The 21,496-nt window shown below is 44.8% G+C and carries 14 protein-coding genes; 4 read left to right on the forward strand and 10 right to left on the reverse strand.

Annotated elements, in window-relative coordinates; translation table 11 throughout:
• Positions 1 to 873 precede the first annotated feature (873 nt).
• On the reverse strand, positions 874 to 1,599 hold the full coding sequence (locus ACJJIY_RS14960) for a YoaK family protein (protein WP_444905493.1): 726 nt from the start codon (positions 1,597 to 1,599) through the stop codon (positions 874 to 876).
• 892 nt (positions 1,600 to 2,491) lie between these two features.
• On the opposite strand from ACJJIY_RS14960, the gene ACJJIY_RS14965 reads away from it, so the two are divergent.
• Together ACJJIY_RS14965 and ACJJIY_RS14970 are read left to right on the forward strand one after the other, a co-directional pair.
• Entirely contained in the window at positions 2,492 to 5,980 is a 3,489-nt protein-coding gene (locus tag ACJJIY_RS14965) for a sialate O-acetylesterase (RefSeq protein WP_445358207.1), read from the forward strand.
• Between the two features lie 774 nt (positions 5,981 to 6,754).
• The gene (locus ACJJIY_RS14970) at positions 6,755 to 8,056 is read left to right on the forward strand and encodes an MFS transporter (RefSeq protein ID WP_444897543.1); all 1,302 of its coding nucleotides are present in this window, start codon (positions 6,755 to 6,757) and stop codon (positions 8,054 to 8,056) included.
• 434 nt (positions 8,057 to 8,490) lie between these two features.
• Here the strand turns inward: ACJJIY_RS14970 and ACJJIY_RS14975 are convergent, their stop codons facing one another.
• Together ACJJIY_RS14975 and ACJJIY_RS14980 are read right to left on the reverse strand one after the other, a co-directional pair.
• A complete protein-coding gene (locus ACJJIY_RS14975) occupies positions 8,491 to 8,784 on the reverse strand; it encodes a hypothetical protein (protein ID WP_444897542.1) in 294 nt (97 codons plus the stop codon).
• Positions 8,745 to 9,314 (reverse strand): nitrogen fixation protein NifB, encoded by a 570-nt coding sequence (locus ACJJIY_RS14980; protein WP_444897541.1) that lies wholly within the window; start codon positions 9,312 to 9,314, stop codon positions 8,745 to 8,747. Before ACJJIY_RS14980 ends, ACJJIY_RS14975 begins: the two co-directional genes overlap by 40 nt.
• A gap of 804 nt (positions 9,315 to 10,118) precedes the next feature.
• Here ACJJIY_RS14980 and ACJJIY_RS14985 point away from each other — a divergent pair.
• Positions 10,119 to 10,835, forward strand: coding sequence for an aspartate/glutamate racemase family protein (locus tag ACJJIY_RS14985; RefSeq protein ID WP_444897540.1), 717 nt, complete (start codon positions 10,119 to 10,121; stop codon positions 10,833 to 10,835).
• Between the two features lie 196 nt (positions 10,836 to 11,031).
• Here the strand turns inward: ACJJIY_RS14985 and ACJJIY_RS14990 are convergent, their stop codons facing one another.
• Both ACJJIY_RS14990 and ACJJIY_RS14995 read right to left on the reverse strand, forming a co-directional pair.
• Complete coding sequence (locus ACJJIY_RS14990; protein ID WP_444897539.1) at positions 11,032 to 11,928, reverse strand: fatty acid desaturase family protein; 897 nt, start codon at positions 11,926 to 11,928, stop codon at positions 11,032 to 11,034.
• Between the two features lie 23 nt (positions 11,929 to 11,951).
• On the reverse strand, positions 11,952 to 12,755 hold the full coding sequence (locus tag ACJJIY_RS14995) for a hypothetical protein (RefSeq protein WP_444897538.1): 804 nt from the start codon (positions 12,753 to 12,755) through the stop codon (positions 11,952 to 11,954).
• Positions 12,756 to 13,367: 612 nt separating this feature from the next.
• Here ACJJIY_RS14995 and ACJJIY_RS15000 point away from each other — a divergent pair.
• Positions 13,368 to 13,838: a hypothetical protein gene (locus ACJJIY_RS15000; protein ID WP_444897537.1), complete on the forward strand. Its 471-nt coding sequence runs from the start codon at positions 13,368 to 13,370 to the stop codon at positions 13,836 to 13,838.
• Positions 13,839 to 14,447: 609 nt separating this feature from the next.
• Here the strand turns inward: ACJJIY_RS15000 and ACJJIY_RS15005 are convergent.
• The 5 genes from ACJJIY_RS15005 to ACJJIY_RS15025 all read right to left on the reverse strand — a co-directional run bounded on the left by ACJJIY_RS15005 (position 14,448) and on the right by ACJJIY_RS15025 (position 21,234).
• Complete coding sequence (locus ACJJIY_RS15005; protein WP_444897536.1) at positions 14,448 to 14,897, reverse strand: PaaI family thioesterase; 450 nt, start codon at positions 14,895 to 14,897, stop codon at positions 14,448 to 14,450.
• A 24-nt stretch (positions 14,898 to 14,921) separates the two neighbouring features.
• Entirely contained in the window at positions 14,922 to 15,851 is a 930-nt protein-coding gene (locus tag ACJJIY_RS15010) for a DMT family transporter (protein WP_444897535.1), read from the reverse strand.
• A gap of 82 nt (positions 15,852 to 15,933) precedes the next feature.
• Positions 15,934 to 18,036 (reverse strand): 3-hydroxyacyl-CoA dehydrogenase NAD-binding domain-containing protein, encoded by a 2,103-nt coding sequence (locus ACJJIY_RS15015; protein ID WP_445358208.1) that lies wholly within the window; start codon positions 18,034 to 18,036, stop codon positions 15,934 to 15,936.
• 62 nt (positions 18,037 to 18,098) lie between these two features.
• A complete protein-coding gene (locus ACJJIY_RS15020) occupies positions 18,099 to 19,301 on the reverse strand; it encodes a 3-oxoadipyl-CoA thiolase (protein ID WP_444897533.1) in 1,203 nt (400 codons plus the stop codon).
• 55 nt (positions 19,302 to 19,356) lie between these two features.
• Positions 19,357 to 21,234 (reverse strand): acyl-CoA synthetase, encoded by a 1,878-nt coding sequence (locus tag ACJJIY_RS15025; RefSeq protein ID WP_445358209.1) that lies wholly within the window; start codon positions 21,232 to 21,234, stop codon positions 19,357 to 19,359.
• Positions 21,235 to 21,496: the final 262 nt, after the last annotated feature.

The raw sequence follows: 21,496 nt of genomic DNA on the forward strand, positions 1-21,496 counted from the left end.
GCTGAGTGATGCGGGGTGCTACTTATCCATCGGTGAGTAGGTCTTCTGGCGTGTTTAGAGAGGCTTGATGTTACGAAAGAAATACGGATAACTGACACTGCAATGGCCTGCTGCCATGATATAGAGATCCCTTTAGACAGGGAATCCTTTCCAGGCGCTATTGGAACAATATATGAGTACGCTCAAAGTTCCGCAAAAGAAATTGTTGGAACAAGATTCCTGATCAATAATTTTTGTCAGTCACCAGCGGGGGTGGTAAACGGGGGGTCTCTATCCAATGAAGGAGTTTGGTTTAACTGATGCGGGGCTTTTATTTCAACATAGCGAAGGCTATCTCCTAACACTAGGGATCATGGTATTCAATTAATTGTGACATGTGCAAGGGGAGATGTCAGTTTAGACTAAATAATTGTATTTGATGAAGGCTTGTTTAATACGGATATTTCATTGTGAGGTGACTATTTAGAGCAGATGAAGTTATGGCGAGCTACATAGCTGTGTTTTTTGAGTAAAAAGTAAGAGCTCATGTACAGTGCTTTCTTATGGATTGTTTATGATAAAGGCTTGTACTAAAAAAGGTCGTTTTACGTAACGATTTCTGAGTTACCACAACGGTAAGATATACGGTGGATTGAATTTTTGTGTGGACTGGCCTTTTGGATTTACCTGTTAAAAATTAGTGCGGATTTTTTTGCGTATCTATACAGAATATAATAAGCAGGGTATTCGAGGCTATGGTGTTCTGAGGAAGCATGCTTCCGTCTAGGCTTAAGCACAACCGATAGTAGTTTAGATGAGCATTCCCATACTGAATTACACGTAGATCCTAGCCATTTGTTTGATATCTTAAAGTGAGCTTCATATTCATTAATATCAAGAATCGGTCGCGGGAGGAGGGTCGTGTCGTTGAGTCGATACAGCTGTGAACAGTGTCATGACTACGGGTAATGCAAGAGAGAGGAACCCCCAAATTTTATATCCAATAGTGCCAAGAATTACACCAGTTATAAACCCCATAATTACCCCCAAATAGTACTTAGCTCTACGAGAAGCCTTAGGATAGGGCGGAGCGTTCGTGCTTTTGTCAACACGATAGTTATCCAGCATTTCGAAAGCAGCAGCGAAAAGATTAGTAGAGTTTCCTGTCATAAAGTGTGTAGGCGCCTTCTTATTAAGTACCCTGAAGAATATTGTACTGTGAAGAGACATGGTTGCAATTGCAAAAAAAGAGATGATGAAGGTATTTGCAGCATAGGGAGATGAAAGTTTTCCTATATAGCTGCCACTGACAAAAAATAGTAGCATTAGTCCACTCTCTAAAAATAGCATGATAGTTGCTGGGTTTCTCTTTTGTAAATGTAATCTTCTGATGAAATAAATCCAAAATATTTGAAGAAGGATAAAGGCGAAGAGGATAAAAGTTTTTGTGATGTAGTTTGGATTGTTGCTTGCAAAATCGGTGATGGCGAGAACAATTGTGCCGGTAATAAAAGTTGTAAAGCTTCCGAATAAACCCAAAATGCATACAGCTTCAGAAAAGCCGGCAACTAATGCCAGGGTGTACTCTATATTTGTCTCTTTATTGGACCTTTGATTCATGGCGTATAATCTACCCTATACTGTGATAGCTTATCTAATTGACTATTTGGTATTTAGATGATTATGAATGATAGTTTATCTTGATTTTGGATAATAAACGTTACTGGAAAGAGAGCCTCAGTTATCAGAGATATAATCCAAAGTATTACCATTCGGTAGTGGTCTTGAATTCGCTTGCCATGAAACGATTGCGGAAGGTTTGAAAGCTGACGTTTAATTTATCCGCTCACTCATTTAGACAGGGTGGTTAATGCAAATGCTAGCGGCCTCATTCAACCATATTTCCCATAGAGTACTGGCTTTAACGATGTAACAGGCGAGCAGGTTAGATTTGTGACGGGTTGCTTGGATAGTAGACCAAGAATGAGTCGAGCTGGGCAGTCACCGAAAGGGTTCTTTGTGGGGCTGCAAGTGATTTGCTTGTAATATTAAGAATTGCAGCTATTACTTGAGGTCAATTTATAGCCCCTAAATCACTAGATTAGCGCTGGTAACTTTGTCTATTCGCTTGTTTATTGATGAGTTTTCTCAAATTTCAACAGATTAAAGTTATCTACTTAATCGAGCAATTGCCGAGCAGTTGCTCATGAGCGATGTTAATTTTATAGATTTCTGTGATATAGCAAGCGAATATTGAAGGGCAGTCGCATAGTTTGGTTATGTTTGCTGAATTGGAGCACATGGTCTCATATTCACATCCAGGCCAGATCCTTTGCTTGAAAAATCACTTTAAGATCAAAGAATAAATCAAAGAACTGGTTCACGGCATTTGTTTTTATATCTCTCTAAAATTTCTGGTTAATTTCAGCTCTTTAAATGACTACTAATGTTTATAAATGCTAATGAAAATCTTCAATCAAAAAAAATATTGAAGGCTCCGCTTTTAATACTATTGAGTGCACTACTTTTTGGCTGTGGGGGAGGTAGTAGTAACGATGAGACGACACCGCAAGAGAACACTGGCGGTGATAACTCGGGCGGTGGAAATTCGGGTGGGGGAGTGGTAGATACCCCGGATGAAGGTGATGATTCTAACACTTTACCCATTGCCAATGATCAGTTGGTACAGATGGCCGCACACGGCCGACTTGCAAAATCTATATTTCTTGCTGCGTATGATGAAGATCTGGATTCTCTAGAATATTCTATTCAGTCGGAGCCGGCGCATGGCACTTTAACAGGAAGTGGGCGTCGCTGGGAGTACCTCCCTGCAACAGACTTTACGGGTACTGATAGCTTCTCATATCTAGCGTCAGATAGTAGTGGTGCTAGTAATATTGCGACAGTTACTATTGAAGTTGCGGCAAATGATTGTGCCAGCGATTTCCTGGATGGACCAGCTGACAGCCTTCTGGTGCATGTTCCGTCTCACTTGGAATTCCGTGATGTAGCGGGTGGAAATTCTGTGATTGTTGAGGGCACTGCGCTAACAGAAAGTGCATCTTCGGATCCAGATGTAGAAGGGCGCACAATGTTTGTCAGTCGCAACGACTTTAATAATGCAGACATGACGGTGGCTCTTCCTGAGAAAGATGGCCTCGCGCATTTTAGCTTGTCTTTTAAGTTCATCCCGGATAGTACTGAAGGCGATGAAGTGATGGTGAGATCAATTGCTGATCCTAATGGTGATAATAACTCCGGCAGCTTTTATATAGGCATCAGTGATGATGTTGTTGTAGGGCAATTGGGTGGCCAAGACAGCCAGCAGTTTTCTAACGCAGAAAGTACTTTAAAAACCCGTAGCTGTAATCATGTCGCAGTTACGGTGGACAATGGCACGTTAACCGTGTACGTAAACGGTGAAGCTTCTTCTTCGATATCTGTTGATGGTGATAGCTATCCTTACTTGGGCGACATGCTGCAATTTGGGCCCTTTGCGGGAAAAATCTGGGATGCGCGACTCTATGAGCGTGTGCTGACATACGATGAAGTCATGGACCTGGGTGGCAGTAAGTGCAATGAATCCATGATTGCTACCAGCCCCTATGATGGTTACAACAACTATCTTTGTTCAACGTACCAGTGCCAATGGTGGTCGGATGATACCGACAAAACCATGGCTAATTTTGAGCATTATATTGTGGCTCAAGAGCGGGTATGGGAAAGGAATATCTTTGAAGCCGGCATGTATGGAAAAGGCGAGCTTTGCACTTACTTCAGTGATGAAGGTTCCACCCGTGATTTAGAACTCAATGACTCAATCAGTAATACGTTCGTTAAGAATTACACCCTGGAGGATAACCCGCTTACCCAATCTAACGCTCAGCACTGGATGCATGAGAACTTCCACTCCTATCAGGGTAAGCTAAACAGGGTTACAGGTGAGTCCAGTGGTAAGTACACCCTGGAATCCTCCGCAAGCTGGGGCGCGGATCACAATATCCCGGGCGTTAAAGATAGCTTGCTGGGTTACTACACCCTCCACCCACATATTACCCTTTGGGCCATTCAAGACTCTCCCGTCGATCACCAATATGGTTATGACTTTAAAGGTGGGCATCAATACGGCGCTTATATTTTCTGGTCTTGGCTGACTAATTATGCTGTGAGTAAGGACCTGATGGGGGGGGTATTCCGTGACTCCAGGGATGGACTTAACGACCTGGAAGCAGCCGATGCTTATCTAACAGCCCAAGGGCACGACATGAAGGCCCTGTTTGCAGATTTTGCCGCACAAATCACGACCTGGGATATGGTTGAGAGTGAGGCCTACCAGGTGTCGGAGGCGGCCTCTTTGAGTCGAATGTTGAGTGAGCACCCTGATGCCAGCACCCACGATAATAAGTACACTCAAACATTTGACCAGGAAGGGACGGGTAACAGCTGGACTGATATGGATACCGGTTTTGTACCAGGCTCTTGGGCTTTTAATGCCTTTAAGGTAGAAGGTATTACTGAAGACAGTAACTACACCATTGCGGTTAGGGTTGATGCTGAAAATAACCCAGCTCATGCGGACTTCCGTGGTCGTGCAGTGGTTTACAACCCATCTACCGGCTCTCGTAGTTATTATCCATTTGATATTGATAGCTCCGGGGAAGATTCAAGTACCGTAGTACCGGTACCTGCCAATCATGAACTCTATGCTCTCGTAGTCACAACTCCTGACACCTTCAGGGATTTTGAGTTTTATGATTATGATTTTGCTATCTATCCATCTGGTGGCGACGTAAATACCGATCCAGTGGGTGATACTTCAGATGAGGATGTTGTAAAAGTTGTGGTTATGGCAGGCCAGTCCAATATGGAAGGCAACAACACCCGGTTAGATCGCTTGCAAGAGCTGATTTGCCATGCCAATGCAGATTACACCTACGGCGATGTCGACTGTGGTTCTACGGCGATTAGTGATGACCAGATAACAGAGCAGTTTATCAATAATAGTGATTCGCTAGCCGATTATAACCAGAGACTTAGCGATGATAACGAAGATCCTGTGGTGCAGAAGCTCGGGCAATTCCTCTGCCGTGCAGGCAGTCTCGACTCCCATACAGGTGAAACCTGCGATAGCCGTAACTTTGATCTGACTGACCGACTCTTTGCCACCATCAGTAGATATTACTTCTCTTCTAGCGATGGCTCCTATGGGTACAACTACGATGCCTGGATGCAAATGAGTACTGCTATGGAGGTAGCTGAGATTTATACTGATGGTCACCTGGACGCAGCTCTTGAAGGTACACGAGACGATATTACTGTACTGCAGTATCAGGGTTCATTGAATGATACCGGTTCTCTCTCCTTCTCTGAGCGCCATGGTGAATTGTTCCCCAATTACGGCGTGTCTACTAACCGCTATGGACCAGAGCTCACTTTAGGGCACTATCTCGGTGAAGAGACTGAGAACGATCTGTTACTTTTAAAAGTGGTTCAGGGTGGTACTGACCTGAGAGTTGACTGGAAGGTCCCTGGCTGCCATGACTCCGCCGCTAATGAGTGGACCCAAGATGAGGAAAATCAGGAGTCTCTTTACACTGCGATGTTGGAGAAGATTGAGGCCTTGCGCGACCCTGAAGTCTTGGCTGGTTACTTTCCGCAGTATGAAAATAAGTCGATTGAAATCGATAGTTTTATCTGGTTCCAGGGTTGGAATGATGGAGGGCAAAGTGTAAATGAAAACAACTATGAGGCGAATTTGACCTGTCTGGTGAATGGCCTACGGGAAGCGCTAAATGATTATGACTTGCCCATTGTTATTGCTAAAAGCCACTATGGTGATGCCAGTGGAGCTATCCAGTCTGCCCAACAGTCTGTTGCAGACAACCTCTATAATGTTGAGGCTCATGAAACAGATGATCTCTCAGGTTATTACCATTTTGATCCAGCGGCGCATTTAGCGATAGGTAAGAGAATGAAAGAAGAGATGGATAACTTACATTGATTTAGGACTCATTTACAGGGGTTAAGTAGTGGATAAAACCATCATTCTTAAGGTTTTATCCGCTCTGGCTTTGCCTTAAAGGCTTACAAGTTAACTCCAATATACTCTCAGGTTGCCTTGCTTTGGTATATCGCTTTGCCTAGGCCAAGCGAGGTACCTAAGACCTAATTTAAGTCGTTCATTCCTCACATTATTACAATTCCTTCAACTCATCGCTGCCTTTTTCTGGACCGGGAAAGGTGGTAGTGCTACCAGTAGAATTTTCCCTGATTAATGGCACTTACTACTCGTAGCGAAGCAAAACAAGCTTTACTTTATTTTGTGAAAACGCACAGCCCGACTAGAGTTTAATCTTTATATATGCGGCTAATTATTTACTTCTACAACTGGAGGCGAATGACATATGGGAATTTTGTTAAAAATTTTCGAATTACTCACCCTCTTCAGATATTCAAGTTGATACTGTGAGCGTTGGAGTATTGAATCACAAGGGGCAAATTGATCTTTAACATCTCGTGAGTTGTATTTTAGGAATCCTCACTTCCTAGGTGTGAAGAGTTAATAGTTTCTATCCTAATAGAAAGTTATGAATATCATTTGTGAATTGATCTAATCGCAACCCTTAATACCTAACATGGATTCGTGAGGTTGTAATTGTACTTGTATGTAATCGTGCTGACCCATCACAGTAGGTTAGAGTATGAATTTTAGCTAGGCATAGCCATAATTTATTGCTATGCGATGGCGGCGTTTCAACCAGGAATGGTGATAAAGATGAGCAGGTCGGTACATGCTTTAATAATTAAGTTTGGTCTTGTTCAGGCTGGAATATCAGCTATAAGTGGGATGATTGCTCCGATTATATTCTTGTTGTTTATGAGTAAAGGAATCGAGCTTCATGAAATGGGTATATTGTTGGCAGTAGCAACAATATCCACTGTTGCTTTAGAGGTCCCGTTTGGAGCGCTTGCTGATAGATACGGGAGAAAAAAGACCTTTATAGCTGGCGAGCTGGTTCTACTGTTTGTAGTGATAGGTTTTTGGTGGTCGTCTAGCTTTGCGGAATTGATTGTATTTATGATTCTTAATGGATTGTCTATAGCTCTTTTCTCTGGAACTATTGATGCACTTTTTGTTGAGCAGTTTAAAGTGGTTTCTAGAGATGGTGAAACAAACTTGATGGAAGCCCAAGCTTCAGTAAATATTTTCCAGATGATTGGCTTAGCTGTTGGGGCAGTATTTTCAGGACTTATCCCAGTATGGTTTTCATTTGTAAGTGATAGCTACGATTTTATAGGGTTTTATGAGGTGGGTTTTGTCTTTCTTGTTCCTTTAATATTAATACATATGCTTTGTACTTTCTATTTTGTTGGTGAATCAGATTCTATGGGGGAGCCAGTTGGTTCGAATTTTTTCCGCGAGGTTCACAGTACCATTAAGAGTGCTTTTGATGTGATTGTTGAGAATCCAGTCTTTAAACCACTTTTATTAATTGACTTCATAAGCGGGGTCGCGTTCATTAGTTTAGAGCAACTTTGGCAGCCAATGCTTTCTACTTTAGTCGACAGCAAGGAAAGTCTTTGGTTGTTTGGTATTCTATTTGCGTTAAATTATGTTTGTATGGCGGTAGGGCAGGGATGCTCCATTCCCTTGTCAAGAGTTTTTAAAAATAATTATTCGAATATGCTATTGGTGCTTGAGTTCTGTACAGGACTACTATTTTTTATATTTGCAATTCAAAGTGATTTGTATGGTTTTATAGTTGTATATTTACTATTGCATGTTGTTGTTGGGATTTCGATGGCTCCAGGATCGGCAATGTTTCACGAGAAAATTCCAGAATCTAGAAGATCAACAATGCTATCGGTGAAATCTTTAATTGCACAAGGGGGTGCGACGGCAGGGGCTTTAGTGGCAGGGTATACAGCTCACTATTTTAGTATTTCTATTGCGTGGTCTATTGCTGGATTTGTGTTTATTATTTCCTCTTTCCTTTATCTATTGCCGTCTATCTCGAACTTGTCAAAAGATATGGCTATTGTGCTAAACAAGAGGTTTCAGCCACAACCCGAGTAGTACTTTCTGCGCTCAATAAAAATCTGAGTTGATGGTATGTAAATAGCTATCAATATTTTATTGATATGTGGGCTCTGAAATCTGGAATGTGCATTAATTGATGATGAGAATCTTCCTATATCCAAGTTGTATATCTCGTGCGTATAGCAGTTCATTGAATCTAGTGAGTCTCTGAATAATTCCTCAAATTAATCCAGGAATTAGAAATTAATCCAGAGAAATTAATCCAGGACATCCAAAGAACATCCAAAGAATGGAGAGTCGGAAGCTAGACAAGAATTTTTTCGCCACCACTTGGTAGCCGGTATATCTGTCTCAAAATAGATGGCAATTTGACGTTAAAAGATCATTTTGGGAGTCCATAGGGAATCAGGTGGGGTGTAGAGTCGGGAGCGATGGAATCTAGGGGCAGCTGATAAGCGGATTTCTGTAATCTAGCAGGGGGCGGGGCAAAGAAAGCGCTGGCAATCGGGCAGCCCGTGTACCCAGCGTTTATTTTGCTGCGCACAGACCTGGCGTACCGCTTCCGCCGAGCCCACCAAGCGTTTAAAGCGGCTTTCAAAATTGCGGTTTAGGTAGAGCCAGTGTTTTGGCGAAATACCCAGCCGATTTAAAATAGGTGGGATGTTTTCGGGAATAGCGCCGCGCTTTTTAGGGTGCAGCTGCCGGCCACTCCAGTCTACCAGCTCTAAATAGTGATCCAGCTGAAAAGGCAAGCCTTTAGGCATATCCCAGCGCTCTCCGCCCACCAGCGGCAGTAGGCTTTTGGGCTGCTGGCCTGAGATGGCTGTGTGGATGCGTTGCTGGATCGAAGTGTAATCGGATTAGCGATACTAGCACGGATAGGGTTGAGGTCCACGTAAGCCAGGCAGGCGGCAAGGGCTCTTTCATCCAGCAAGGCCTGAGACTTGAAAAGCCCTTCCCAGAAACGACCGGTGCAGCTGTCCTCGGCATTGGCCTGGCGGGCGATGGACTCGTTCAGGCAGCGCATAAACCAGCTGATATCGACCAGGCGTTCGCGCCAAAGGGATGTCACCTCCTGAAGTTTTTCCAGCTCGACGGCATCCAGGGCTTCACCGCGAAGATAACGTTTGCTTAGCGCAGAACCTTTGAAAAGTTGTTGCCAGCGTTCAATTATCTCGATAGTGGACCATGAGTTTGCTGTGTAGGTATCGATATAGAGCACAATATGGGTGTGATTACTCATTACCGCATAGGCAGCGATATCGAGAGCAAAGATTGAGGCCAGCTTATGCATCCTGGCCTCAATCCACCGGCGTCGGTGCTCATAGTCTTTTTCGGATTAGCATCCCTACCGCAAAGGAACGCTCTACGCACACAGCGGGAGACACAGTGATAATAGGGTGTCGCATCGAGAGAGATTTGCGTGCTGCGCGGAAGAGTCATGGATTTTTATCTTTGACTCCAGTATTTTGATCATTCTGCCTGTGTTGTGTCAATTGACTTGACGCTTTAAGCTTCTACTTTGGTGGGTGTCCAGAATTGTCTCGATACCACCTACAATGTTGAGGCTCATGAAACAGATGATCTCTCAGGTTATTACCATTTTGATCCAGCGACGCATTTAGCGATAGGTAAGCGCATGAAGGAAGAGAGAGATAACTTGCGCTGATTAAAAATCATACTCGATAGCAAGTGCGTAGATAAGGCCTCCCTGCTGAAAGTCTTATCTACGCTCACCTAGCCCACAAAGCCAAAAAACCAGTATTATCCCTTCCGTTTATCTTGTCAGATTTTTTCAAACCATACTGTATCTCGCTCTAATAGCGTGATATCAATAGCGCTATACTCAAGTAATTAATTTGCCCCATCAAAAGGTGCGTACTTTAGCGTTTGAGATAGGCGTTACATTGATTAGCTGTGTCTTCAAAATTACTTTTGCTGAAAAGTTATGTGAAGGGAATATTGATATCGGTAGAGATATAGCCTTTGGGTTTTAAGTTTAGTTACTCTAAAGTGAGTATCGATAGTAGTGCGTATCATAAGGGACCGCCGCAATTCTAAGTGGCGGATTAATTCTAATAGATAGAAGTTTAGTAATATGAAAACCTTGCCTAAACATATAGGTATAGTTGGATGCTCCGCAGAAGGGGCCGCCCTTTGCTATAGAACAATATGTACTGAAAGCCCCAAAATTTTGGGGGAGTATGCACACCCGGAAATCTCCATGCATACTCACTCTTTGGCAGACTATGTGGATCGATTGAATAACAGCGATTTGTTGGGTGTTGGTGACCTAATGCTTTCTTCAGCTAAAAAGCTCAAAGCGCAGGGTGCTGATTTCTTAATTTGTCCAGATAATACCATTCATCAGGCGTTTGAGTATGTAAAAGAGTTATCACCGCTACCTTGGCTCCATATTGCTGAAGCTGTAGCAGAGAGTGCGAAATCTCGCGGTTATCAAAAGCTTGGTATTTTAGGCACCAAATGGCTGGTGGAAAGTGATGTTTACCCAAAGAAAATTGAAGGGCAGAACCTTGCTTGGCTGCGACCTACAAATGAGCAGGTACACAATATAGACCGCTTAATTATGGAAGAATTGGTCTGTGGTGTCTCGATGCCAGATTCAGTAACTTACTTTCAAGAGGTTATTCAAAGTTTAAAGGCTAATGGCTGTGATGCCGTTATACTTGGGTGTACAGAAATACCACTAATAATTAGTGACTCCAACTCCCCTCTGCCTACCTTGAACTCCAATCATTTATTGGCGGAGGCAGCAATTAGGTTGGCTGTTGGATGTGCAGAATATTCCTGGTAAGCGCAATAGTGGGTGCTCGATCGGCATTTATCATATGTAAAGCGAAGCTCTAATGTATGGATTTGGATTGCAGCAAAGCAAAAAACCATTTCACGGATAGGTTAGTATGGCTTTTGCTGCTGCCTGTATGGAAAATACGGTGGAAGTATCATACTTATCTTAAGCTGTTTTGCCGCGAAGTATTCAGTTTCAGTTGCTATCTTAACACCTGCCTTAACACGCCAAGGTAGTTATCAGCCAGCTCTACATCATCATAGTACCCGCGGGCCTTAAGAAACTTATGGAGTGCCCTTAAGTTATAGGTGGGCACACCCATAAAAGCGTGATGCTCACAATGGTAGCTTAATCCATCGGTGGGGCTGACAAAGAGTAATCCTAAAATTCCCCTTGGAACCGATCGTGTATTATATTTTGGTTCCAGATGATAGAGATCTTTAACCCCGGCATGCTCAGCGATTTGACGCATTCGAATGATGGCCATATAGACTGTAAAGTAGGCTATTACCCATAGGATATACAACTGCGGAAAGCCAGAGGCCCACAACGCCGCAAACATGATACCGTTAACAAACAGGCCCCGTGTCAACTGATAATTAACTCTCTTATTTCTGCTCAACAAATCTCGACCGCTTAAAAAAAGATATAGGTTTGCCTTTAAACCAGTGATTCCCAAAAAATCTCTAATGAATTTTCTCGCTAGACTCCTTTTACTTACAGGGTAGTCTTTGTAGTTCTTCAGATCCGGATCTTTATCTGTACCAGCATTTCGATGATGTTTTAGATGGCTCTTAATATAGGTCTCACCATCCATCAATAAAAATGGTGAAGATAACCACTTGGCAACGAATTTATTATAGGCCCGGGTTGCGAAAAGCGTTTTATGACTGGCTTCATGCATGATTGCAGCTAAGGCCTGTTGACGCCCAGCAAGCAAGAATACTGCTGCAATATATACGTACCAATACGGTAATAGTGCTGAAATAACAAAAATACTAACGATGCCAATCCAAGCGCTTGCTACTATCCACCAAGCTCTGGCATCACTACGCTGTAGAAAAGGTTTGAGTTCTTCTTTGCTAATTGGGATATTCATTGAGGAGTACCTTGTTGTGATTATTAGTCAACACCTAACTTCTTCAACTGTTCCAGCCAAATGTTACGGCCAACACGATCGTACTTACGCACGATATTCTTCAATTCTTGGTACTTCTCTTGCGGTCTTATTATCTTTGGGAGTAGAGGATCAATCGCTAGGCGATGAATGGCCTCACCACCCAACCGGCATGTTTCTGATAGTGTTGTATAAATAGGTTTATTTGACAGAGTCTTAAGGCTGTTCTCAAGGGACCGTACGAGATCGTCATATTCGCTATCAAGCCTTCCGATATCCCATAGCTGGTGAGCCCATTGAGAGACTAATGAATCGGGAACCTCATGCAATACAAAACAGTTCGCCCCTACCTCAAGTCCAAGAGTATCTAATGAAGCGATTATTTCAGAATGGGCGAGTTTTAGATTGTTGGGTCGTACCCACAGGTGGTCGAGGCCTACGGAAAAACCATACCATTGGAGAACCGATAATGACTTTCTACGAACCGTACGTGATATTCCTTTAGGTAAGTGACAAGTAAGCCAACTACCGTCCCAAGTTTCATAATGAAAAGTATCATGTTGCCAGCGGTTGATAAAAGCACGTTTGGCGATCGCTTTTTCTGTTAAACGGTACACCCCCCGCCCATCATGGCTGACCAATTCGGTACTTACCAATCTATTTAATGTTACTCGTAGACTATTGATAGAAATGTCAAATGCATCAGATATAAAGCTGAGCTGACTGGTTCCAAGCTCGTGTCGCTTGTTAACGCCCATCAGGTCCAGTAGGACATTTTTAGGGGTAGGCTCATACGTAAACTGATACATAATGATATTTCTGACAATAATCCTGGTATTTGTTCTACGTGATATTACAGAGTAGAGCACAACTTGCAAGACATTGTAATCTTTGGGTTAAACAAATAGACGCTTAAATCCACGGTAATGCCATCTACTGCTACCCGATATCCCTATCATCGTGATAGAAATCTATGGGGGAGGATTATATTCAAGTGCTTCTAGGTGCTCGGCAGGCTCTTCGCGTGAGGATGAGCTTGATAATCTTAAACTTGGTGGTAAGGCAATTTACGCAGTAGAGCATCGGCTTTAGGAGTTATACTCTCGTGGGCCTAGCGATCAATAGACTCCTGAAAAGTAGTTAATGCTATAAATAATTTTGATGAATCTTATCGTAATAAATCTATCTCAGCGATAAATAGAATTAATCACGGATTACCTTCTTAACCTGGAGATGTTCCGAAGAGTGCAGCACAAAGTGCGCTTCTTAGTGCAGTAGCGAATACTGCAGTAGTAAGTTCTGTGAAGTCATACGATACGATTAAGAGTGGAGCTAATTTAACGACTATTGCGAAACAAATTGGGATGAGAATAGAGAATTCTGGTGGTCCCTATGTTATGACGTATAAAGGCAATTAACTTATGAAATATTCTTTGTTTTTAATGGCAATGTTGGTTTTGATTGGGCCAGTTTATGCAGAAGATAAGGAGTTTCGAGATTTGATAACCTCACATGAAAACAATCTCGCTTTTATGTACGACCTGCTTGAAAAAGGAATAGGTCCAAATAGAGAGGCTCAGTTATACACTAACTTACTGGTTGGTTGGGTTACTTTTTCATCTGTTGCTGTTAAATACAACATTAAATCAGATATGCTAACACCTCGCAGAGTGTGCGAAATGGCTCAGCTGATGGATGTGACGTATCCAAAGTTATTGAATTCCCCCAAAGGCGTATATCCGATACAAATGGTTTCTTACGCACATAAATCCGCTATTTCTGCGATGAAGTTGATCGCTTTAGAATACCGAATCGATTGCGAGGAGTACTTCAAAGCAAAAAAAGATTTTAAAGGACGATTGGGAGATCTTAAAGAGCATGGAGATTCTTGATTGGGCTTTAATCCGAATAACGTGCAAAAAAGGGAAATTTAAGAGAAATAGAAGCACAGAGAGAGCTTCGTTTGGCTGGTGATGTTGAGCGTTACTACAAAGCACGAGCTGCTGCCGCCTATGCAGCCAGAGTGTTAATGCTGTACAAAATGAGTATGGATGTTGTTCAGCGGAGGAGCTAGACAAAAGTGTAATGGCTTTAGCTAATTTTGGCTTACATGGAAGGGCTCTTATTAACGTTGTTGAAGTTTCTACACGGGATGCACAGCTGCGGTTAATGAATGCCCATTCAGGCTTTACTGCTAACGACAATTAAAGTGTCCAAGGTCTTCTTAATCCTCGACAAATTGCAGTGTATCACCATCAGGTTTTTGGGCAGCTGGGATAGGTTACGCCTTCAACTATAGCAATTGGAGCTCCCTGTAGAACAGAGGCCTGATTGGGGCAAAATCTACCTACTGAACGATAGCCTGAAATAGATCACCATTCATTGCTTTAGCCGCACAGGCCGTAAAAGCCGCTGTAAATATCGGTGACGCTGAAGAATAGAGTTAAATCAAGAAGAGAGTGGTGTGAAATTAGATTTGATCGCAACAATGCTTTCAATACCTACTCAGAAACTTCGAAAGCGTTTTCATCAATCAGCTCACCATCCAATGTTTCACTGCCACCACGATAGCGCATGGTCATTTGGCCGGTAGCAATTAAAGTTCCTTCACTGTCGTATACCTCTGTATATGAATAGAATATCTTTCGTCCAGTACTCGTTAGCTTACCTATCGCAGTGAGTTGATTAGTTTTTGCCTGACCGGTGAAATTTGCTGTTAAAGAAAGTGTAAAGGCTCTACGACGGCGGTTGGGGTGGGGGCAGTAGAGGCCGCAGTAAGAGCCAGCGATATCGATTAATGTTGTAATAAAACCACCGTGGGGTACACCGTGGGTATTCAGGTGTTCCGGCTGTACTTCTACGCTGATTGCAACATGGCCTTCCTGCCAATTATCTATGGTTACACCTAGATGGTCATTGAACGGGGGTTGTTTCTTGTTCTGCCAATTCATCCAATTTTACCTTAGAAAGTAAGTTTATGATGGGCCGTTACAGTCTGTTTTCTGAGTTGAAAGGTAGACTGTGAGCAATCCTGCACTGATAACAATCAGCGTCCCCACCAGTGCAATAGTGTTAGGTAAGTGCTGCCAAATGAGCCAACCTAGAAGTCCGGAAATAACCACACCAAAGTAACTGATTGGCGATACCACGCTGGGTTTTGCATAGCTATATGCTTTAGTGTACAGCCAGATAGCCAAGAGTACTGAGACGCCGTTAAAAATAAGATAGGGGAGTGTCCATAAAGGTATTGGTTCCCAATAATAGATACCCAGGGGCAGGCTGCATGCAAACGAGATTAATACGTAGTAAAACAATATAAGGCTGGGCCGGTCGGTATGGGACAAAATTCGTGTTCCGACCATAGAGGCAGCCAGGGTAAGCCCGGAAATCAGACCGAAGGCATGACCGCTACTAATACCGTCTACGTTGGGTTGAAGAATCAAGGTGATCCCCAGTAAGCCCAGTAAGATTGGTAGCCAGTGGGTTATGGGGATCTGTGCTCGAGCCCAAAGCCAGGCAATAAGGGGAACAAAAATGGGAGCTGCATTACGCAATAACCCTGCTTCCATTAGTGAAATTTTGCTTAGGGCAGAAAAATATGTGAAAAAGCATAACCACCCAGCAAAACCGCGTATTAGGTGGGTTCTCCAGTGTTGGGTGGTAAGGTGTCGAGGTGTTTGTCGCACTAGCCATGGGGTTAGCAGTATCAGGCAGATACTGTATTGGCTGAGCGTAATTAATGGCACGGGGACCGCGGTAGACACCCATTTGCTGGCTGCGGCCGCTGTACTTGCTACCAGCGCGGTAGCCAATGCAAAACCAATGCCCTTCCAGTTTTGGATATCCGTGCGGAGTGGCTGACTTAATGGGGATTGTACTTCGACTAAGGCATCAGGCCTACTCATGGTGACACAACTTCTTTATTTGGCTGCAGCGGGTAAAGTGGGAAGCCAGTAGTCATACTGACTTCCCCTATAGTTTACAAGCTTAGATTTTGCCATCAGCCCATTGCGCAAATGTTTTTCCCTCTTGGGCTAACCGTTCCAGTAAAGGGGCTGGAGTCCAGTAGGTATCTCCATGCTGCTGGCGGAAAGTACATATTTTTTCGTAGATTTCCTTCAAGCCGATACTGTCGGCATAGTGCATAGGTCCTCCACGATGGGGCGGAAAGCCATAACCGTAAACATATACAACGTCTATATCACTCGGACGTTGGGCTATGCCTTCCTCCAGGATTTTGGCTCCTTCATTAATCAGCGCGAAAGTTAGGCGGTTTAGAATCTCCTCGTCGGAAATTTCCCGCCTTACAACTCCTTGGCTTTTAGCTTGGGCTTCAATGACTTCCAGCACTTCAGGGTCGCTGCTGCGAGCGCGAGTTTCGGGATCGTAGCGATAGTAGCCGGCTCCACTTTTCTGCCCCAGGCGGCCCATTTCAACCAGGGCATCTGCAATACAGTAGGTTTTTGGCTCTCCTCTTTCTGATTCGCTCAGGCCCTGGCGGGCCTTGTAACCGATATCCAGTCCCGCTAGATCTCCAACGGCGATAGGGCCCATAGCCATCCCCCAAGACTGCATAACCGAATCAATCTGCTCCGGGGTTGAGCCCTCGATTAAACAAAGCTGCGACTCTCTGCCATAGGGGCGCAACATACGATTGCCAATAAAGCCGTAACAGTTTCCCGCTAGTACGGGAACTTTCTTGATCGTTTTAGCGAGTTGCATGGCAGTGGCAATTACATCGTCAGCACTTTGCGAGCCGCGAACCACCTCGAGTAGTTTCATTACATTGGCAGGGCTAAAAAAATGCATCCCTATAACGTCTTGAGGCCTGTTAGTTGCAGCTGCGATTTGATCAATATCCTGGTAAGAAGTGTTGGTTGCAAGGATGGTACCGGGTTTGCAGGAGCGATCCAATTTGGCAAAAATTTCCTGTTTGAGCTCCATATTTTCAAATACGGCCTCAATGACCAGGTCTACGTCAGCTAGGTCTGCGTAGTCAGTTGTGCCGGAAATCAACGAGAGACAATGAGTTTTTTGACCTTCTGTGAGTTTCCCTTTCTGCATGCTGATGGTGTAATTCTTGTCGATCACTGCTAACCCTCGATTTATCGCAGCTTGATCGATTTCTACCAGTTTGACTGGAATACCGACATTGGCAAAATTCATGGCGATGCCTCCGCCCATAGTGCCTCCACCGATAATGCCCACGCTCTTTATCTCCCTGGTGGGTAGGTCTTTTGGTAAGCCCGTGACTTTGGTTGCAGTGCGCTCGGCAAAAAACAAATGCCTGAGGGCGGCTGATTGGCTGGAGAGCAAGCATTCGATAAACAGGTCGAGCTCTTTCGCGAGACCTTGATCAAAAGGCTGGTGAACTGCGGCCTCTATACAGGTAACAATATGTTGCGGTGCAAGCTGACCTCGTGATCTCTTTTCAAGGCGCTTGCGGAAATCATCAAATAACCCCTCAGGAATGCTGTCAGGATCTATTGCGATGTCTCTGACTCGGCGCAGAGGAGCTTCATTTGTTATCAATTCACAGGTAAAGGCGAGGGCTCCCTCTAACAAGTCATCATCGATAACCCGGTCTATTAACTTCAGACTTTTGGCTTTAGAGGCCGGTATTGGACTGCCTTTTGTGATTAATTCCAGTGCAGCGGCAACACCAGACAAGCGTGGGGTGCGCTGGGTGCCACCGGCTCCTGGCAGTAATCCCAGTTTGACTTCTGGCAGTCCCACTTTGGCCGATGCTATTGCACAGCGGTAATGGCAGGCTAGAGCCACTTCGAATCCACCGCCGAGTGCCGTACCGTGAATGGCGGCGATCACTGGTTTACAGGAGTTTTCTATTTCCGCAATCACTTCTGATAGGGCGGGTGCCTGTGGTGGCTTGCCAAATTCCGTAATGTCCGCACCAGCGATAAAAGTTCGGCCTTCACACACTAGCACCAGGGCTTTTGATGCATCGCCTTGAGCGTTCTTAATCGCCCCCCAAATGCCCTCACGCAAGCCGTGAGAGAGGGCGTTCACAGGAGGGTTGTTCAATCGAATTACACCGATATCGCCAATGAGTTCATAACTTACACTAGACATTGCTATCTCCAGATCTTAAGTGACAACTGTTCGGTCTCGGTTTTATTTACATCTAATCAGGTTTAAATGCGTTCTATGATTACAGCGATGCCCTGGCCAATCCCGATACACATGGTGGCCAGTGCATAGCGCCCGCCGGTACGTTCCAGCTGGCGCAATGCTGTTAGCAAAATACGGGCACCACTGGCCCCCAGGGGGTGACCAACGGCGATGGCACCACCATTGGGATTTACCCGTGGGTCCGCATAATCAATTTCGAGCATTTTGAGGCAGCCCATAGCCTGTACCGCAAAAGCTTCGTTGAACTCCATTACATCCATATCCCCAAGCTCCAAGCCCGCCCGGGCAAGGGCTTTACGGGTAGCCGGTACCGGGCCCAACCCCATCACTCGCGGCTCTACTCCTGCAATGGCGCTGGCGAGAATACGTGCCCTTGGCTTTAGATCTGCTGCTTGGCCTGCTTCGGCGCTACCAACAATGAGTGCCGCCGCGCCATCGTTGATGCCGGAAGCGTTGCCGGCAGTAACCACTCCATCTTCGAAAAGCGCGGGTAGGGCTTGAAGTCGCTCCAATGTTGCATTGGGACGGGGATGTTCATCCGTATCGATAAGAAGGGCTGGCTTCTTGCGACCTTGGGGTACTTCGATGGGAATAATTTCATCGACAAAGAAGCCATCGGTACGTGCCGACTCGTATTTAGTTTGTGATGCCAATGCAAATGTATCGCACTCTTCCCGGCAAATATTCAGGTCTGATGCAATATTGTCTGCGGTCTGAGGCATGGTGTGGCTTCCATACTCAGCAACAATGCCTGGGTTGGTGAAGCGGGGGCCTAGGGTCGTATCTGCCAATACCTGATTGCGATCAAAAGCACTGTTGGCTTTGGAGAGAACCAGGGGGGCGCGACTCATTGATTCGACACCTCCCGCGATAAATAGCTCTCCTTCTGCGGCGCGAATGCAGCGAGCGGCATCTGCTATAGCGGATAAGCCGGAACCACAAAGGCGATTTACCGTTATGCCGCCTGTGGATATGGGCAATCCTGCTAGCAGGCCTGAAAATCGGGCAATGTTGCGACTGTCTTCTCCCGCCTGATTGGTATTGCCCGCAATAACGTCCTCAAAATGTTGAGGGTTAAAATTGTTTCTTTCAGTCAGGGTCCTGATGACATGGGCAAGCAGGTTGTCGGGCCGGATACTGGAAAGGCTGCCCCCGTGGCGGCCAAAAACACTGCGGCCGCCGTCATAAATATAGGCATGTGACATAGTGAGATTTCCGATATTGGAATTCTAAGTGCATTGAGTAATGCGGTAATTTCTTTTATTCAAACTCCAAAGCCACGGGTAAATTTTCCAGGGCTTCCTCTACAGCGGCTTTGCTGGAGGCTTGTTCAAGTTGAACTTTTGCTACCTGGCCAAGGGATGCATCAAAGTGGGCGGAAAACTTAGCGGTAATACTTTTTTCCTCTAATGCCTGGCCTACGACATATTCGGTAGCGCGATTGCGCAGAGCCGGTTTGAATACTTTGGCTACAGCAGTGAGTGGAATCTCATCAATAATTTCCACGCGCTTAGGAATGGCTGCACGCTCAGAAATTTGGCTGCGGCAATAGTCAATGAGTTGTTCTTCTGTGGGCGGGTTAGTGGATGGAAACAGGGTAACGTAAGCTACTGGAACTTCTCCGGCATAAGCATCTGGTTGACCAACTGCAACGGCAATAGCAACGGCAGGGTGACGGGATAATGGTTCTTCGATCAGAGCCGGATCTATATTGTGGCCGCCGCGAATAATTAAATCCTTGGCCCGCCCAGTTAAGAACAGGTTACCATCTCCATCGAGATATCCCATATCGCCGGTATTAAACCAGGACTTATCGACCCAGGCTTTAGCATTATCCTCTTCTGATAAGTAGCCAGAAAAAATATGTGGCCCGCGCGCGAGTACTATGCCCACCTCTCCTGTATTGCAGGTTCTAACCAGTCGGGTACCGTCTACTTCGGCAATTTTCATTTCCATATAAGGCAATCGCCGGCCGACGCTGCCTTCAGGGGCTTGCATATCGGTAGGAGGGCGAGCTAAAAGGCAGCTGGACTCCGTCATGCCGTAGCCATTACTGACAAGGACATTGAACTTCTCCTCAAAGGTATTCTTCAAACCCGTTGGCAGGGTGGAGGCTCCACAGCCAATATCTGTTAGACAGCTGATGTCATTGTCACCCACGGGAATTTGCAGCAATACACCGAGGATGGTTGGGACGGCGGCAAAGCCCTTCACCTGAAATCGCGCAACATGATGCCACCAATTTGGTAGGACATTGGGTGAGCGAAAACCAGAGGGTGTCATGATAACAATTGTGCGTCCGGCCAATAGGGTGCCAATACCCGCAACAACCGTACCGAAAATATGAAACAGTGGAAGTCCGCTTAGGGTAGCGAAGCGCCCTTTACTGGATGACGTATCAGCACTTAATTGAGCGACGAAGGCAATATTGCTGTGAGTTAAGCGGGCTATTTTAGGTCTTCCAGTAGTGCCCCCGGTGTGGAAATAACTAGCGGTTTCACTCCCCTGGATATAACGTTTACTCTTTAGATGATCGTCCGGCTGTTGGGATATAGCCGAGACAAAATTATCTGCGTGAATACCCGCTGGAACTGGAGTATTGCTAATTGGCTTTTTACTGATTAGTAACAGAGTTTTTAATGTGGGAACTTGCTCGAGAATTTGCGTTACTTTATCCCATATTTCCTCGCTAAGATCTTGGCCAAGAGTGACCAGGACTTTAGCCCTGGTGGTATTCATAATTTCGATTATATGTTCGGGTTCCAGCAACGGATTAATAGGACTGGTAATACCTGCTGCCTGGCCTCCCCAAAGTGCAAAATGAGTTTCTGGCAAATTGGGTAGTAATAGAGTCACTGTATCGGTTGGTTCAACACCGATGGAGTGAAGAAGATTGGCAGTCTGGTGCACTCGCTGGGATAACTCGAAGAAACTTACTTTAACCGTGTCTTCGTCAGGTGCGGCCGTTGGCAGGAATTCGATGGCTGAGTCATGTTGGTAGAGGCGGGCAGATTGCCGGATTAAGTCAAAAGTGCTTTCCCAGGGGTATCGCTGCGAAAGGGGGACTTTTTCATACTCCTGAATTTCAGCAAGTGACTGCAACATTATATCGGAGGATTGAATGGGCGTGATCGACATGGGGGCTTCTCTCACTTTGGTTATTATAGTGACGACCATAGCAAAAGTGAATACAGCATTCCACTCTGCGGAATAAGGTGTTAGTGTTTTACCTATTAAGAAGTGCCTAATGCATTTTTTAATGGAAAATGGCGCAAAAAAACTTATAAAAAATATAAAGGCGCCATGTTGTTGAAGTTTTTCCTGTTTTATTTTCCGAGTGGTTGATTTGTGTGCCTATCTGGAGTTGATTGGCGCTAGAAATGCTCCGTTTTTTATTTCG

Source organism: Microbulbifer maximicatervae (SeqCode), from assembly GCF_052468155.1.

Bases quoted from the DNA above. Each gene is read 5' to 3' on its own strand.
- ACJJIY_RS14960 (WP_444905493.1), bottom strand. From the start codon at position 1,599: ATGAATCAAAGGTCCAATAAAGAGACAAATATAGAGTACACCCTGGCA.
- ACJJIY_RS15005 (WP_444897536.1), bottom strand. From the start codon at position 14,897: ATGAATTGGCAGAACAAGAAACAACCCCCGTTCAATGACCATCTAGGT.
- ACJJIY_RS14985 (WP_444897540.1), top strand. From the start codon at position 10,119: ATGAAAACCTTGCCTAAACATATAGGTATAGTTGGATGCTCCGCAGAA.
- ACJJIY_RS15015 (WP_445358208.1), bottom strand. From the start codon at position 18,036: ATGTCTAGTGTAAGTTATGAACTCATTGGCGATATCGGTGTAATTCGA.
- ACJJIY_RS14990 (WP_444897539.1), bottom strand. From the start codon at position 11,928: ATGAATATCCCAATTAGCAAAGAAGAACTCAAACCTTTTCTACAGCGT.
- ACJJIY_RS14980 (WP_444897541.1), bottom strand. From the start codon at position 9,314: ATGCATAAGCTGGCCTCAATCTTTGCTCTCGATATCGCTGCCTATGCG.
- ACJJIY_RS15010 (WP_444897535.1), bottom strand. From the start codon at position 15,851: ATGAGTAGGCCTGATGCCTTAGTCGAAGTACAATCCCCATTAAGTCAG.
- ACJJIY_RS15025 (WP_445358209.1), bottom strand. From the start codon at position 21,234: ATGTCGATCACGCCCATTCAATCCTCCGATATAATGTTGCAGTCACTT.
- ACJJIY_RS14995 (WP_444897538.1), bottom strand. From the start codon at position 12,755: ATGTATCAGTTTACGTATGAGCCTACCCCTAAAAATGTCCTACTGGAC.
- ACJJIY_RS15020 (WP_444897533.1), bottom strand. From the start codon at position 19,301: ATGTCACATGCCTATATTTATGACGGCGGCCGCAGTGTTTTTGGCCGC.
- ACJJIY_RS15000 (WP_444897537.1), top strand. From the start codon at position 13,368: ATGAAATATTCTTTGTTTTTAATGGCAATGTTGGTTTTGATTGGGCCA.
- ACJJIY_RS14970 (WP_444897543.1), top strand. From the start codon at position 6,755: ATGAGCAGGTCGGTACATGCTTTAATAATTAAGTTTGGTCTTGTTCAG.
- ACJJIY_RS14975 (WP_444897542.1), bottom strand. From the start codon at position 8,784: ATGCCTAAAGGCTTGCCTTTTCAGCTGGATCACTATTTAGAGCTGGTA.